Origin of the sequence: Curvibacter lanceolatus ATCC 14669 (assembly GCF_000381265.1) — a bacterium.
GTDB classification, from domain to species: domain Bacteria; phylum Pseudomonadota; class Gammaproteobacteria; order Burkholderiales; family Burkholderiaceae_C; genus Curvibacter; species Curvibacter lanceolatus.
Genome location: NZ_KB906253.1, coordinates 56,656 through 69,829 on the forward strand (window position 1 = coordinate 56,656; position 13,174 = coordinate 69,829).

Consider the following 13,174-nt stretch of genomic DNA (forward strand, 5'->3'; position numbering starts at 1 on the left):
GACCTACTGTTCCAACTCGGGCGATACCGTGCGAACGTTGGTCAGTTGGTCCGTCATCGGTGTGTAGAGGTGGACGCCTTCAAGGTTCTCGACGAACTGAGCATGTCGCCAAGGCAGTCTTGCAAGCCAGCGGCGTGCGGGGAACTTCTCCAACGCCACTGCCTGCATGGCCAACGGCGTGAGACCCATCTGCACCAAAGGCTCGGGGCCGCTCGCGCAAAGCGCGAGGAGTTCGTCTGCACGCACCGCCGGCGCCAGACCGATATCGTCGTAGAGGTTGCGGTGCCAGTCGGTGATGTTCAACTGCCACCGTGCAAAGTTGCCGCCGCCTTTCTGGCGATATTCCTCCCCGGTCAGCACATCGAGACCGTCGATCGTGTGTATGGCCAGATAGACCGGGCAGCCACTGCTCAAGGCCTTGAAGCGCTGCGAGGTGTGAAAGCCAGCTACCGAGATGAGGGCGGGCAGCTTTTCAAGGCTGTAAAAGTCGTTCCATTCGGCTTCGCTGCTGGGGTCCGCGAAGCTGCATTCGACGGTGTAGATCATGAATTCTGTCCTTTTGAACGGATGGGCTCTGGATGCAAGCGATTCAGGTCATTGCATAAACGTAATGCTAGTGACCAAATTCACTGGCGAATAGCGATATAAAATGAGCCTTCGGTGACGTTTGCTCAAGCTGGCGTCGATGCGAATACCCACCGGCGTGACTCCCATGCGACGCAAGATCCCAAGCAATTCCGCGCTCCTGGCCTTTGAGGCTGCGGCGAGGCACGGCAGCTTTGCACGTGCGGCGGACGAACTGGCGCTGACCGAGGGGGCCATCAGCCGTCAGATCGGTCGATTGGAGGCGTTCCTGGGCGTCGCGCTGTTCGAGCGCGTTGGCAATCGTGTCCGGCTAGCGCCGAACGGCGCGAGATACGCGGTGCAAGTTCGCGAAATCCTGGACCGGCTTGAGCGGGACAGCCTCTATCTGATGGGGCAGCCCGACGAGGGTGTGAGCATAGATATCGCAGCCATACCGACCTTCGCAACCCGTTGGCTCATCCCCCGGCTGAAACGTTTTCAGGACAAGCATCCGAAGATCACGGTGCACATCTCCGAGCGCTTGGACCCATTCATACTGACGGGCAGCGGCTTCGACGCAGCCATCCATTTTGAGCATCCAGCATGGACGGGTATGCGTCTGTATCACTTGCTGGAAGAGGTTCTTGTGCCAGTGTGCAGTCCGGCGCTCCTCGCGGACGCTGGTGCCGACGCCTCGTTGGATGAGCTCCCGCGCCTTCACAAGCGACAGAACCCAGATGCGTGGCAGCTCTACGCGAATGAAGCCGCTATCGAGTTAACCAACTCAGCGGTTGGCGCACGCTATGACCTCCATTCCATGTTGATCGAGGCGGCGATGGCTGGCCTAGGGGTCGCATTGGTGCCACGTCTGTATGTCGAGGCAGAGCTTGAACAAGGTCGTCTGGTGGCGCCATGGCCGGATGGCAAGTCGATCGCCAAGAACTTCTGTCTCGTACTTCCTGAGCCGGTAGAGTTAAGTGAAGCGCCGCTACAGGCATTTGCGAACTGGATACTTCAGGAAGCCCGAGGCCTGGAACCTTGAAGCGCTTGGAACGGACCGTCGCTACTTGGCGAAAACAGCCGCTGCAGTTTGAAAGCCGCGGTCCATACCGCTCTCGGTCGGTAGGCTGCAATGGGCTTCCGATTCAACGGGTGGTAGCCAAGTCAACGACTTACACGCCCCGGTTTCGCCGGACTTTATTTGTTGGAGTCAACTCGACTCCAACCCTCAAAAGCCGTCTTCAGCGTCAAGCCTTGTTGGGGCGCTGATGGGGGCTCGAACGCAGCCAAGTCGTGCCAGCAAGCCGTTGCGCGGCCGATCGGCATCCGAACCTGTGCGACATTGTGGCGATCCGTGCCAAGTCAAAATGAAGCACGCATCCCAGGAATGGCGCGCAGCCAACTGGTGATGAATCTGCACCCGACCAGAAAAACGATGTCCGCGTTGAACCAATCCCCCACGGAGTCCCCCGCCGAATCCGAAGCCGCCTTGCCCTGGCTCACCCTGTTGACCTTGGTCAGCGCCTTCGCGCTGAGCCAGGCCTTTCGCACGGTCACGGCCATGATGGCGACCGGTCTGCAGCAGGAGTTCGGACTGTCCTCGCAGGACCTGGGCCTTTTTGCCGCCACTTTTGCGTTCGCCTTCGGACTGACCCAGTTCGCGGTCGGGATCGCGCTCGACTTTTACGGGCTGCGCCGCACCTGGCTGTGCACATTCCCTCTGGCCATATTGGGTGCCCTCATTTCTGCGTTGGCCCCCAATTTTGCGGTGCTGGTGCTTGGCCAGGTTCTGATTGGCATGGGATGCTCACCGGCCTTTGTGGTGTGCACGCTGTTCATCGGCAGGCGCTTTCCGGTGAAGCGCTTTGCCGCCGTCTCAGGCACGGCCATGGGCTTGGGGGGGCTGGGGCTGATCCTCACGGGAACCCCCTTGGCCTGGCTCATCCACGCCAGTTCCTGGCGTGGGGGCTTTGCCGTGCTGACCGGGCTGGCCTGCATTTCTTGGCTGCTGGTCTATCGCCAACTGCACGAGGGACTGGCCGCCTCCCAACAGCGCCCACAGACCCTCGGCACCGCCCTGCGAGGCTTTGGCGACATTTTCCTGCTGCCGCAGACTTGGGGCATTTTGGCCCTGGCCGGTGTCAACTACGCCTCATTTCTCACACTGCGTGGCCTGTGGTTGGGGCCCATGCTGATGCACCGCCACGCCATGACATTGGTGCAGACAGGCAACGTCGCCTTGCTGGTGTCGCTGATATCGCTGTTCACCCCCGCCTTGTTCGGCCATTTTGATCCGGGTCCGGCGCGGCGGCGACATTGGATCGTGTGCGCCGTGACGCTCATGGCCGCGGTGTCCGTGGCGATGGCCTTTGTTCCCTCGTCCTGGGTTGGCGTTGGCGGCATGGTGGCCATGGCCGTGCTGTCGGGGGCCGGTGTTCTGCAATACGCCAACGTGCGCGCTTCCTACGGCGCCGAGTTTGCCGGGCGTGCCATGTCGGTGTTCACCATGTCCATGTTTCTGGGGGTGGCCATCGTGCAAAGTCTGAGCGGTTTTGCCGCCTCCTGGTCCACCGCCTTGGGGGGCGATCCTTATGCGGGGGTTCTGGTGTGCATTGCCGTGCTGTTGGTGCTCGGTGCGATGGTGTTTCGCCTGTTGCCGGCAGCCCCGGTGCATTGAGACGCGGCTGCAGCCAAGTTCGGGGCACCTACCTGCAACACCCGCCTGACCCCCCCCGCAACACACCCCCGCAATACCTCCCCGCAACACCCGCCCGCCATGGACCTGCGCCACATCGACCTGAACCTGTTGGTGGTGTTCCACCAACTGCTGCTGGACCGCAGCGTCTCGGCGGCTGCCGAGCACCTGGGCCTGACCCAGCCCGCGGTCAGCAATGCCCTCAAACGCCTGCGGGCCGGCCTGGGCGACGAGCTGTTCACCCGCACCTCGCATGGCATGGCGCCCACGCCGTACGCACTGCACCTGGCCGAGCCGGTGGCACAGGCCTTGAACACCTTGCAAGGAGCGTTGGCCACGCGCGATGCCTTCGACCCACTCAGCAGCACCCGCACCTTTCACCTGGCCATGACCGACATCGGCGAGATGTACTTCATGCCGCCCTTGATGGAAGCCCTGGCCCAGCGGGCCCCGCACATCCGCATCAGCACCTTGCGCCCGCACACGGGCGACCTCAAAGAGGACATGGCCCAAGGCCGGGTCGACCTGGCCCTGGGCCTGCTGCCGCAGCTGCAAAGCGGGTTTTTTCAGCGCCGGCTGTTTCGGCACCGCTATGTGTGCATGTTCCGCCAGGGTCACCCCACGGCGCGTGTGCCCATGAGCCTGAAGCAGTTCTGCGAGCTGGAACACGTGGGCGTGGTGGCCGCCCACACGGGGCATGGTGAGGTCGATGGGCAACTGGAGCGCGCCGGCATCGAGCGGCGCATGCGCTTGGTGGTGCCGCACTTCATTGCGGTCGGCCACATTCTGCAAAGCACCGACCTGATCGCCACCGTGCCGCAGCGCTTTGCGCTGCGCTGCGAACAGCCCTTCGGGCTGGTCAGCTCACCGCATCCGGTACGCCTGCCCGACATTGCCATCAACCTGTTCTGGCATGGGCGCTTCAACCGCGACCCGGCCAATCTGTGGCTGCGGCAGTTGCTGATCGAGCTGTTTGCAGACCGCTGACCTCAGCTCGCCACGGTCTGCCGGGGCCTACTGATCAGTAAGTCAGTTCGCCGTGCGGGATCAGGCCCAGGCGGTTGGCGCGGGCGGCTTCGGCGCTGACTTCGGCGCGCGTCAGGGTCGACTTCAGCAGGGGCTGCACACGCGACATTTCCAGCAGGCTGGGGTCTGCGATCTTCAATTGAGCGGCGGCCACGGCTTCGGCATTGACCTCGGCGCGGCTGCGTTGCGACACCACCGGTGCGAATTGATCCTTGTAAGTATCGGCCTCTCCCGTGGCAAAACTGGGGGTGGCGGTCAGGGCGGTACTTGCGGCCAACAGGGCCATGGCGATGAGAGAGCGGTTCATTTTGGAGTCCTTTCAGGGGTGATCAACAGGGCTTGTCGGGTGCCCTTGCATCCGGCATTCGTTGAACCTGCCGTGGCGGCTTGTCCACAGTCTGGTTCGTCGATGGGTGAACTTTATTCTTCCCAAAATGACAATAAAACCAGTTAAATAGAAATTGGAAATTTCCAAAAACGAAACAAGATGCGCGGGCGACGGTATCGCAGGCACTCGCCTGTGACGCCTGCGCAGGCTGAATTTGTTTCTAATTCAGAAATTACCAATTCCAGAAAAACCTGTTTTATTGCCGATCTTGGCGTTCTAAAGTCACGCATCGGCTACGGAAGCGCGTTCTGCCTTCCCCGACCCGCCGGGCCAAGCCCCGGCCTGAAACCTCATTCAAGGAACCCCGCCATGCCCCGCACCTTTTTCTCCACCGCCTTGATGGCCGTCGTCACCCTTGCTGCGTCCAGCAGCTTTGCCGCCGGCGAGGCCGATACCTACCGGGACCAGTTGAACGCCCCCAGCGTGGCGCAACGCAGTCGTACCGAAGTGCGTACCGAGGCCGTGCAAGCCGCCCGCCATGGGGCCGATGTGGACCCGATGTCCCAGGGCCTGCCGGCCGTCAAGTCGGCGTTGAGCCGACAGGACGTGCGTGCTGCGGCCGCCGCCGCCAACCGAGCCGGTTTGCTGCCGCACGGTGAAGCCAGCTTCTGAGCACGCGCCATGGCCCTTTCGAGCTTTTCTTGTTTCTCCATCTCCATCCGATGACACCCATGAAAAAATCCCTGATCGCCCTGGCTGCGCTGAGCGCACTGACCGGCTCCATCGCCGCCCATGCCGAATCCGGCTCCAGCCTGCAGTTGTACGGCCTGATTGATGCAGGCGTGCGCAGCGACAGCGCTGCCGTCAAGTCCAGCACTGGCGCCACCGGCTCGCAAACCCAGCTCTCCTCGGGCGTGCTGAACACCTCGCGCTTCGGCTTCAAGGGCACGGAAGACCTGGGCGGCGGTTTGCGCGCCAACTTCAACCTGGAGTCGGGCTTTAACACTGCCACTGGCGCCACCTCCAGCTCCAGCAATATCTTTGACCGCCGCGCCATCGTGGGCCTGGAAAACCAATGGGGCCGCATCGACCTGGGCCGCAACACCACCTTCAACTACGACCTGCAAGCCGGCTACATCAACGACCCGCTGGGCCAGGAGCTGACCAACAACAAGCAGTACGCCGCAGTGGCTGCCACCACGGTGAACCCCTTGGGCACCCTGGTGGGCGGCAGCCTGGACACCTCGCGCCGCGACAACATGGTCAAGTACCAGAGCCCCGTGTGGGCCGGTACGTCCCTCGGCCTGGCCTACTCGTTTGGCAATGTGGCCGGCTCGACCGCCGCCAACTCGTCGGTGCAGGCCATGCTGAAGTACGACGTGAACCCGGTGCAAGTGGGCGCTGCCTACGACCGCCTGCGCGACGTGGCCGGCCGCAACCAGACCACCTGGACCCTGGGCGGCAACTACCTGTTCAATGGCCTGCGCGTGACCGCTGGCTACACTCAGATGCAGGCCGACGCCAGCTTTGCCAACAGCAACACCTCGATCCTGACCAGCTCGAGCGCCAGCACCTCGCTGTACAAGTTCTTGAATGGCGCCAGCGCCAGCACCACCGGCCTCAAGGCCCAGGTGGCTGATGTGGGCGTGACCTTCAATGTGAGTGACCTGGTGAAGGTGGTGGGCGCGTACTACAACACCAAGTACTCGGCGGACGGCCTGTCGTCCAACCGGTACGACACCTATGTGGCTCGCGCCCGCTACACCCTCAGCAAGCGCACCGATGTGTATGCCGAACTCGACTACACCAAGGCCAATGGCGTGACGGCGGCCCAGACCGCCAGCGGCAAAAGCAACAACACCGGTGTGGCCTTCGGCCTGCAGCATCGTTTCTGATGCCGGGCGCGTGAGCGCCTGACACCCCAGCGGTTTTTCTCCATTGCGTTGACCCCGTCACTTCAGTGTGGCGGGGTTTTTTTTCGTGGGGGCCGCAGCGCTGGTGTGGGTGGGGGCGGGCTGGCGTGGGCTGAGGGGGGGGGCGCGTTGTCTGCCGCGCCAGCATGCGCCAGCCGCTGGCTCAGTGCGCGCTGCCGGGTGGGGTAGCCTGTTGCTGCCACCCGCCGCCCAGGGCGAGGAACAGGGCGACTTCATCCCGCGCAGTCTGGCCCTGGCTTTGGGCCACTTGTTGATCCAGGCGGCTCAGCGCGCCTTGCGCCTCCAGCTGGCTGAGCAAGGGTGCGCGGCCACTCTCATAAAGCCGATGGTTGTCCTGGGCCACCTGATCGGCCTGCTCGCGGGCCTGTGCCAAGCGGGCTTGCTCGTCCAGGTCATGCACATAGTGGCTCAGGGCGGTTTCGGTTTCGCGCAGCGCGTTCAGCACCACACCGTCGAAGTGCGCCAGGGCGGCCTGGGCATCGGCTTTCGAGGCCTGCACGCGCGCACGTGCTGCATTGTCCGGGATCTGCCAACTGATCAGCGGGCCCAGGCCCCAGCGCGCGGTGGAGGCGTTGCCCAGGTCACCCAACACCCCGCTCAGGCCCGCCGAGGCGCCCAGGTGGATGCTGGGGTAGAGCGCGGCCGTGGCCACGCCGATGCGCGCCGTGGCGGCCGCCAGTTGGCGTTCGGCCTCACGCACATCGGGGCGGCGTTGCAGCAGGGCGGCACCGTCGCCCACCGGCAGCGGCTGTGCGAGTTTTGGCGAGGCCTCGCAATGGGTGCGCTCGCGGCTCAGGGCCTGGGGGGGCAGTCCCAGCAGGGCAGCCAGTTGGTAGTGGGCCGCATCCTGGGCCGTGGCATAAGCCGGCAGCTGGGCCTGCAAGGCCAGGGTCTGGGCCTGGGCGGCCTGCACCGCGGTGCGGGGGCTGCGGCCGGCCTCGGCCAGGCGCCGCGCCAACTCAAGCCGGCGCCGCTGCACGGCCAGGGCGGCCTCGGCGCGGTGCAACTCGCGGGTGGCCGAGCAGCCCTGCACATAGGCGCGCACGGTGGCGGCGGCCACACTCACGCGCACCACATCCAGCGCGGCCGCCGTGGCCTGCTGGCTGGCGTGGGCAGCCTCTTCGGCCCGGGCCAGCTGGCCGAACAAGTCGATCTGGTAGGAAACGCTGAAGCCCAGGTTGCCCTCGTTCATCACGGGCAGCTTTTCTTTCAGCAAGAAGGTTTCGCCGGCCTCCTGGGCGCGTTTGCCTGCGGCCTCGATGCTGGCATGAGGGCCCGCCTCGGCCTCCACCGCCTGCACCACGGCCTGGGCGCGCTGCAGGTGGGCCCGGGCTTCGCGCAAGCCGGTGTTGGCCTGCAAGGCCTGCTGCACCAGGCTGTCCAGCGCAGGGTCGGCATACAGCTGCCACCAGTGATCGGGCACCGGCCCCAGTGAGACCGCCGGGCCATGAGCCTGCTCGAAGCCGGCCTGGGCCAAGGCTTGCCGTGCCACGGCCTGGTCGGCCAGCGGCGGGGTGGCCGGCAGGGGCGAACAGGCGGCCAGGGCGCTGGCGCAGGCCAGCACCAGGGCCCTCTGGCGCCAGCGTTGAGGGGTCGCGGTGGCAGCGACGGTGCCAGCTTGCCTGATCATGAGTGTCCTCCCGTGCTGGGTTCAGCCCCATGGGCGGCGGGCGCTTCATCGAGCACCGACACCGTGGCCGTGCGCCCGGCGATCAGGTGGAAGTTGGGCGGCACTTCGTCCAGCGCCACGCGCACGGGGATGCGCTGGGCCAGCCGCACCCAGTTGAAGGTGGGGTTGACGTTGGGCAGCAGGCTGGCGCCATTGCTGCGGTCGCGGTCTTCGATGCCGGCGGCCATGCTTTGCACGTGGCCCCGCAGCCGCAGCTCGCTGCCCATGATGCGGATCTCCACCGGCTGCTGCAGGTGGATGTGGTCGAGCTTGGTTTCTTCAAAGTAGCCGTCAACATGGAACGAGGCCCGGTCCAGCACCGACAGCACGGGTCGGCCGGTGCTCACGTAGTCGCCTACGCGGGGCGCCCGGTCGTTCACAAAGCCATCCACCGGGCTGGTGATGCGGGTGCGGGCCAGATTGAGCCGGGCCAGGGCCAGGGCCGCCTCGGTGCTGGCCAATTGGGCCTCGGCTTGTTCCAGCCGGGCGTCACCTTGTTCCTGGCTCTCGCGCGCCACCAGGTCGCTCAGGCGGTGGTTGCGTTCGGCCTCCAGCCGGGCCTGGGCCACCACGGCACGCTGCGCGCGCCAGGCGGCCTCGGCCTGACGTACTGCCAGTTCGTGGCGTGCGCGGTCCACCACCATCAGCAGATCGCCCCGGTGCACGGCCTGGTTGTCGTGCACCAGCACCTCGGTCAGCAGACCCGACACATCGGGTGCCACTTGCACGGCGTCGGCCCGCAGGTGACCGTCGCGGGTCCAGGGGGCGTCGTTGTAATAGACCCACAGGTGTTGGCCGGTCTTGGCCGCGGCGGCAGCCATCAGCAGCGTCAGCACCACCGGGATGGTTCGGTGCTTCAGGGTGTGCAAGAGGGGCAAGGGTGTCATGGGATCAGGGTCTCCACCAGATGCTGCCTTGGACGCAGGCCGACAACACGACCACGAACAGGCAGAAGTTGAAAAGTGAGCGGTGCCATACCAGCCGGTACAAGCCCAGTCGCGCCAGCCCCAGGCGCAGCCCAGCGGTCAGGCCCAGGGCCAGCACGGCCAGCAGCAGCACGCTGGGGACAAACACCCCGTACAGGTCGATTTCGGCATTCATGCAGTGGGGCTCCGTGTGGGTTCGGGCGTGACCAGGGCCCGTGCGGGTGCCGGCCGGCCTGGGCACAGCGTGATGCGCAACTCGGCCAGCGCATGGCGGGCTTGCCGGGCCTGCGGGCTGTCCTGCCTGGCCAGCGTGTGCAGGGCCCGGTCGATGCGCTGGCCCAGGGCCTGTGCCGCGTGGGGGTGGGGGGTCTGGTTCAGGCGCGCCCGGTAGTGGGCGGCCACGGCCCCCAGCACCCGGCGCAAGGGTTGCCCAACCGGGCTGGCGGGCGCGCCGCTGCCTTGCAGGTCCAGCACGCTGAAGCCCACCCGCAACTCACTGAAGCCATCGGTGACCCGGTCATGGGCGCTGGCGGCCAGGCGCGGCAGCAGCAGGCTCAGGCGATCCAGCATGAGATCGCCCATGGCGCCCAGCGCGGCGTGTTCGGTCTGATGGCGGCCCCAGGCATGGCGCACCAGATCGCGCCAGAGGCTGCGCACCAGGCGGCGCAGGGCCAGGCCGGTGCCAAAGGGTCGGGTCAGCAGCGTCCACACCAGCGCGCCGAAGGCCCCCGCGATGCCGGCCAGGTTGCTGTTCACAAAGTCTGCGAAATTGGCGTCGTAGGCACCCGACAGGCCCAGAAACGAGGCGGTGCAGACGGTCAAGGTCATCGCCATGGGGGCAAAGCTGGGGCGCAAGGCCAGCGTGCCCAGGGGTAGGAAGGGCAAGGCCAGGACCAGCACCAGGGTTTCGAAATCATGGGTGGCCGGGATCACGTAGAACAGCAGCACACTGGTCAGCAGCATGCCCACGCAGGTCCAGCCAAAAAAGCCGCGTTGGGCCCGGGCCGGTTCATCCTGGGCGGCAAAGAAGCAGGCCGTGATGGAGCCCATGATCACCGCGCTGGCGCCCTGCTGCCAGCCGGTTTCGATCCACAGCAGGCACAGCACAAAGCTCAGCGCCGAGGCCGACAGGGCTGAGAACACCACCATGCCGTGGTCCACATGGCGGGCCTGGCTGTCCAGGTGCTGGCGGCGGTAGGCCGGTGCCCAGTCATCCAAGCCGGTGCGGCCATGGTTGTTGCGGGCGATGCGTTGGCGCAGTGCCAGACAGTCTTGCCACAGGCAGACCAGGGTGTGTAGCCGGGCCAGCGTGTGTTGCGTCAACACCGCCGGCCAATCAGAGCCGGCCGGGCCACTCCCATCGGGGTTTTGCCAATGGAGCCCAGTGAGGGGGGCCGCCTGGGCGTCAAGGTTTTGCATCCAGTCGGCGACCTGCGCCAGGGCTTGCTCAAGCCCCGCCGGCAGGCCTTGCGGGAGTTGGCGAAGCTCGGCCAGCGCGGCTTGCAGTGACGACAGCATGGGCAGCAGCAGGCTCAGGCGCCAGCGCAGCTCGCGGGCATGGCGCACCACGTCCACGCTGGCGGTGTCATAGGCCAATTGGCCGATGAACTGGTCCAGGGCCAGGATGTCGGTAGCCAACTGGTGGCGGCTGGCGCCCGGCACCTGGCCAGGTTGCAAGGCTTCGGTGGCCCAGGCCGCAGCGTCGCGCAACCACACGCCCATGCGCTGGTCCAGCACCGGGGCCACCCGGCCCGGGAACACCAGGGCGGCCACCGTGCTGGCGCAGGCAATGGCCAGCAGAATTTCCTGGGTGCGGGCCACGGCGATATTGAACACCTCGGCCGGCGAGCCCACGGCGCCAAAGGCGATCATGGGCAGCGTGTAGGCGGCCAGCATGTAGAGGTAGTTGCGGGGCGTGCGGTCCAGTTGGGACAGGTACAGCAGGCTGCCCGTCCACAGCGACACCACCGCACTGAGCAGCACCGGCTGGTTCACCAGCCAGGGCACCAGCAGCACCGCCGCGCCGGCGCCCAGCAGGGTGCCGCCAGCCCGGTAAACGCCCTTGGACCGGGTGGCGCCCGTCAGCGGGTGCGACACCACATACACAGTGGCCATGGCCCAGTAGGGCCTGGGCATGCCCAGCGCCAGCGCGATGTACAGCGCCAGCATCGAGGCCGCAAAGGTTTTGACGGAAAACAGCCATTCCCGCCCGCTGGGCATTGTCATGGGTTCTTTCGTGGGGCAGCGGCGTCAGCACGCCGCTGTGGCGGGTCAATCGGCGTTGGCGGTACAGCGGGTCAGCCAGGGGTCTTTTTCACTGTCGGGAAAAGCCTGCGCCAGGTGGTCCAGAAAGGCCTTGGTCTTGGCCGGTACATGCTCGCGCGTCGGGATCGCGGCATGGATGCTCAGGGCCGGCAGACGCCAGTCGGTGAGCACGCTTTGCAACTCGCCGCTGGCGCAGGCCGGGGCCGCCACAAAGGACGGCAAGACCACCAGTCCCAGGCCTTGCAGCGCGGCCGAGCGGGCCGTCTCCAGCTGGGTGGTGCTGAGCGCGACTTGCGTGAAGGCCATGGCATAGCTGTCATCGGGCTGGCTGTCCCGGGCACTGGCGGGGGGGCGGCGAAAGGTCAGGTCGTGCACAAAGGGCAGGGTCACCAGTGCGTGGTTCATCAGGTCCTTGGGATGCTGCGGGCGGCCCTGGGCCTTCAGGTAGTCAGGTGAGCCGCACAGCACCAGCTGTGAGTGCGCCAGGCGCCGGGCCACAAAGTCGCCGTTCAGGGGGCGCGCATGGCTCATCACCAGGCAGACATCGAAATCTTCGTCCAGGGTTTCGGCCTGGGCGTTGGTCGTCAGCTCGATCGTCACCTTGGGGTGGATTTGTTTGAAGCTGCGGATGAGTCGCACCAGCTCGTAGGTGGCCAGCGAGGGCGGCGCCAGCACCTTGAGTCGGCCTCCCACCCGCTGCGTGGCCGACTGCACGGAGGCCTCGGCTTCTTCGATGTCGGCCAGGATGCGGCGCACCTGGTCGAGGTAGATGCGGCCGGCCTCGGTCAGCACCAGTTTGCGGGAGGTGGATCGGTTGAGCAGGCGCGCCGAAAGATGGGTTTCCAGGTCAGAGATCAGGCGGGTGACCACGGGCGGCGACATGTCGAGGGTACGGGCCGCCGAGGCAAAGCCTTGGCAGTCGACCACGCGGCAGAAGACCTGCATGCTGAGCAGACGATTCATGAGGCGAGCGTTGGATGGGGCGGGCTGGGGTTCTGGCGCCCAAGTCTCAAGACCACAGTGGGCGGGATGGGCGCAGCGCTCGTCTCCGGCCCAGAGCCGGATGGAGCGCGTGGCCGAAGTTTAGAGAGATCGACTGATCAGAAAAACGGCTTTCCAGGCAATTGGCTATTCCTAAAATGGCAACAAAAGACATTTTGAAAATTAATTAATGTCTATTTTGGCAATTGAATGGGGTGGCTGAAGCGTATCCAGACCATGCCTTTCACTCCCTCGGTGGGCGTGGGGTGCGAGCAGTTCGACCTGTGGCCCGGCTCAACAGGAAGACTGATAGCCCCAATAGGCTTGTGCAGCCGGCGCCAGCTTGCTCATGGCGCGCTGGTGCACCTCGGGGTCCATGTTCTTTCGGAGGGCTTCAGCCACGGCCCGGATGGCGTGAGGCGGCGCAAAGTTGTGTTGCCGCCGCACGGAGCGCACTTCGTCGAGCATTTCCTCCGGCGTGCCAAACGAGCGCACCGGCTGGCTCACATCCCAGTGCTCCACAAAGAGGGCACGCAGCACCGGCGGCAAGGCGTCGGCAAACGCCAACGCTTGCTCTACCGGCAAGCGGCTGCGAAAGGTGTGCAGCACACCGATGACCATGTTCCAGCTCATGTTGGTGGTGGCCAAGCCGGCGCAGTCGCGCGCATCGATCATGAACTGCTCGAACTGGCGCGAGGCATTCTGGTATTCGAACGGCATGGGCATGGGTGGCGGCTCTCAGGGGCCTCTCTGGGGCGATAGACAGCGATAGACAGCGATGGGTGG

At 65.5% G+C, this 13,174-nt stretch carries 13 protein-coding genes; 5 read left to right on the plus strand and 8 right to left on the minus strand.

The genetic code is table 11. The annotated features are described in order from the left end of the window. Window positions 1–3 precede the first annotated feature (3 nt). Entirely contained in the window at window positions 4–546 is a 543-nt protein-coding gene (locus F624_RS0100295) for a hypothetical protein (RefSeq protein ID WP_019572242.1), read from the minus strand. 166 nt (window positions 547–712) lie between these two features. On the opposite strand from F624_RS0100295, the gene F624_RS0100300 reads away from it, so the two are divergent. The 3 genes from F624_RS0100300 to F624_RS0100310 all read left to right on the plus strand — a co-directional run bounded on the left by F624_RS0100300 (window position 713) and on the right by F624_RS0100310 (window position 4,246). Next, window positions 713–1,606, plus strand: a complete 894-nt coding sequence (locus F624_RS0100300; RefSeq protein ID WP_031253717.1) for a LysR substrate-binding domain-containing protein — start codon at window positions 713–715, stop codon at window positions 1,604–1,606. 393 nt (window positions 1,607–1,999) lie between these two features. Then, window positions 2,000–3,241, plus strand: a complete 1,242-nt coding sequence (locus tag F624_RS0100305) for an MFS transporter (protein ID WP_031253721.1) — start codon at window positions 2,000–2,002, stop codon at window positions 3,239–3,241. A 99-nt stretch (window positions 3,242–3,340) separates the two neighbouring features. Beyond that, window positions 3,341–4,246 carry a LysR family transcriptional regulator gene (locus F624_RS0100310; RefSeq protein ID WP_019572245.1) on the plus strand — a complete coding sequence of 302 codons (906 nt, stop codon included), beginning with the start codon at window positions 3,341–3,343 and terminating at the stop codon, window positions 4,244–4,246. 34 nt (window positions 4,247–4,280) lie between these two features. Here the strand turns inward: F624_RS0100310 and F624_RS0100315 are convergent, their stop codons facing one another. Next, window positions 4,281–4,592, minus strand: coding sequence for a DUF4148 domain-containing protein (locus F624_RS0100315; RefSeq protein ID WP_019572246.1), 312 nt, complete (start codon window positions 4,590–4,592; stop codon window positions 4,281–4,283). 390 nt (window positions 4,593–4,982) lie between these two features. On the opposite strand from F624_RS0100315, the gene F624_RS0100320 reads away from it, so the two are divergent. Together F624_RS0100320 and F624_RS0100325 are read left to right on the plus strand one after the other, a co-directional pair. Continuing rightward, on the plus strand, window positions 4,983–5,285 hold the full coding sequence (locus tag F624_RS0100320) for a DUF4148 domain-containing protein (protein WP_019572247.1): 303 nt from the start codon (window positions 4,983–4,985) through the stop codon (window positions 5,283–5,285). 59 nt (window positions 5,286–5,344) lie between these two features. After that, window positions 5,345–6,508: a porin gene (locus F624_RS0100325; RefSeq protein WP_019572248.1), complete on the plus strand. Its 1,164-nt coding sequence runs from the start codon at window positions 5,345–5,347 to the stop codon at window positions 6,506–6,508. Between the two features lie 181 nt (window positions 6,509–6,689). Here F624_RS0100325 and F624_RS0100330 read toward each other — a convergent pair whose 3' ends face one another. The 6 genes from F624_RS0100330 to F624_RS0100355 form a co-directional block, all read right to left on the minus strand. Beyond that, on the minus strand, window positions 6,690–8,177 hold the full coding sequence (locus F624_RS0100330; protein WP_019572249.1) for an efflux transporter outer membrane subunit: 1,488 nt from the start codon (window positions 8,175–8,177) through the stop codon (window positions 6,690–6,692). Next, the gene (locus F624_RS0100335; RefSeq protein WP_051107256.1) at window positions 8,174–9,103 is read right to left on the minus strand and encodes an efflux RND transporter periplasmic adaptor subunit; all 930 of its coding nucleotides are present in this window, start codon (window positions 9,101–9,103) and stop codon (window positions 8,174–8,176) included. The genes F624_RS0100330 and F624_RS0100335 overlap by 4 nt, the downstream gene beginning before the upstream one ends. Before the next feature lie 4 nt (window positions 9,104–9,107). Next, the gene (locus F624_RS0100340; RefSeq protein WP_019572251.1) at window positions 9,108–9,317 is read right to left on the minus strand and encodes a DUF1656 domain-containing protein; all 210 of its coding nucleotides are present in this window, start codon (window positions 9,315–9,317) and stop codon (window positions 9,108–9,110) included. Beyond that, complete coding sequence (locus tag F624_RS0100345) at window positions 9,314–11,368, minus strand: FUSC family protein (RefSeq protein ID WP_051107257.1); 2,055 nt, start codon at window positions 11,366–11,368, stop codon at window positions 9,314–9,316. The genes F624_RS0100340 and F624_RS0100345 overlap by 4 nt, the downstream gene beginning before the upstream one ends. Window positions 11,369–11,413: 45 nt before the next feature. Then, window positions 11,414–12,370 carry a LysR family transcriptional regulator gene (locus F624_RS0100350; RefSeq protein WP_027474077.1) on the minus strand — a complete coding sequence of 319 codons (957 nt, stop codon included), beginning with the start codon at window positions 12,368–12,370 and terminating at the stop codon, window positions 11,414–11,416. Window positions 12,371–12,682: 312 nt separating this feature from the next. After that, the gene (locus F624_RS0100355; protein WP_019572254.1) at window positions 12,683–13,114 is read right to left on the minus strand and encodes a DUF2267 domain-containing protein; all 432 of its coding nucleotides are present in this window, start codon (window positions 13,112–13,114) and stop codon (window positions 12,683–12,685) included. Window positions 13,115–13,174 lie beyond the last annotated feature (60 nt).

Excerpts from the sequence above, each read along its gene's own strand:
- F624_RS0100345 (WP_051107257.1), bottom strand. The coding sequence starts at position 11,368 with ATGACAATGCCCAGCGGGCGGGAATGGCTGTTTTCCGTCAAAACCTTT.
- F624_RS0100335 (WP_051107256.1), bottom strand. The coding sequence starts at position 9,103 with ATGACACCCTTGCCCCTCTTGCACACCCTGAAGCACCGAACCATCCCG.
- F624_RS0100340 (WP_019572251.1), bottom strand. The coding sequence starts at position 9,317 with ATGAATGCCGAAATCGACCTGTACGGGGTGTTTGTCCCCAGCGTGCTG.
- F624_RS0100355 (WP_019572254.1), bottom strand. The coding sequence starts at position 13,114 with ATGCCCATGCCGTTCGAATACCAGAATGCCTCGCGCCAGTTCGAGCAG.
- F624_RS0100310 (WP_019572245.1), top strand. The coding sequence starts at position 3,341 with ATGGACCTGCGCCACATCGACCTGAACCTGTTGGTGGTGTTCCACCAA.
- F624_RS0100325 (WP_019572248.1), top strand. The coding sequence starts at position 5,345 with ATGAAAAAATCCCTGATCGCCCTGGCTGCGCTGAGCGCACTGACCGGC.
- F624_RS0100330 (WP_019572249.1), bottom strand. The coding sequence starts at position 8,177 with ATGATCAGGCAAGCTGGCACCGTCGCTGCCACCGCGACCCCTCAACGC.
- F624_RS0100305 (WP_031253721.1), top strand. The coding sequence starts at position 2,000 with ATGTCCGCGTTGAACCAATCCCCCACGGAGTCCCCCGCCGAATCCGAA.
- F624_RS0100295 (WP_019572242.1), bottom strand. The coding sequence starts at position 546 with ATGATCTACACCGTCGAATGCAGCTTCGCGGACCCCAGCAGCGAAGCC.
- F624_RS0100315 (WP_019572246.1), bottom strand. The coding sequence starts at position 4,592 with ATGAACCGCTCTCTCATCGCCATGGCCCTGTTGGCCGCAAGTACCGCC.
- F624_RS0100320 (WP_019572247.1), top strand. The coding sequence starts at position 4,983 with ATGCCCCGCACCTTTTTCTCCACCGCCTTGATGGCCGTCGTCACCCTT.
- F624_RS0100300 (WP_031253717.1), top strand. The coding sequence starts at position 713 with ATGCGACGCAAGATCCCAAGCAATTCCGCGCTCCTGGCCTTTGAGGCT.
- F624_RS0100350 (WP_027474077.1), bottom strand. The coding sequence starts at position 12,370 with ATGAATCGTCTGCTCAGCATGCAGGTCTTCTGCCGCGTGGTCGACTGC.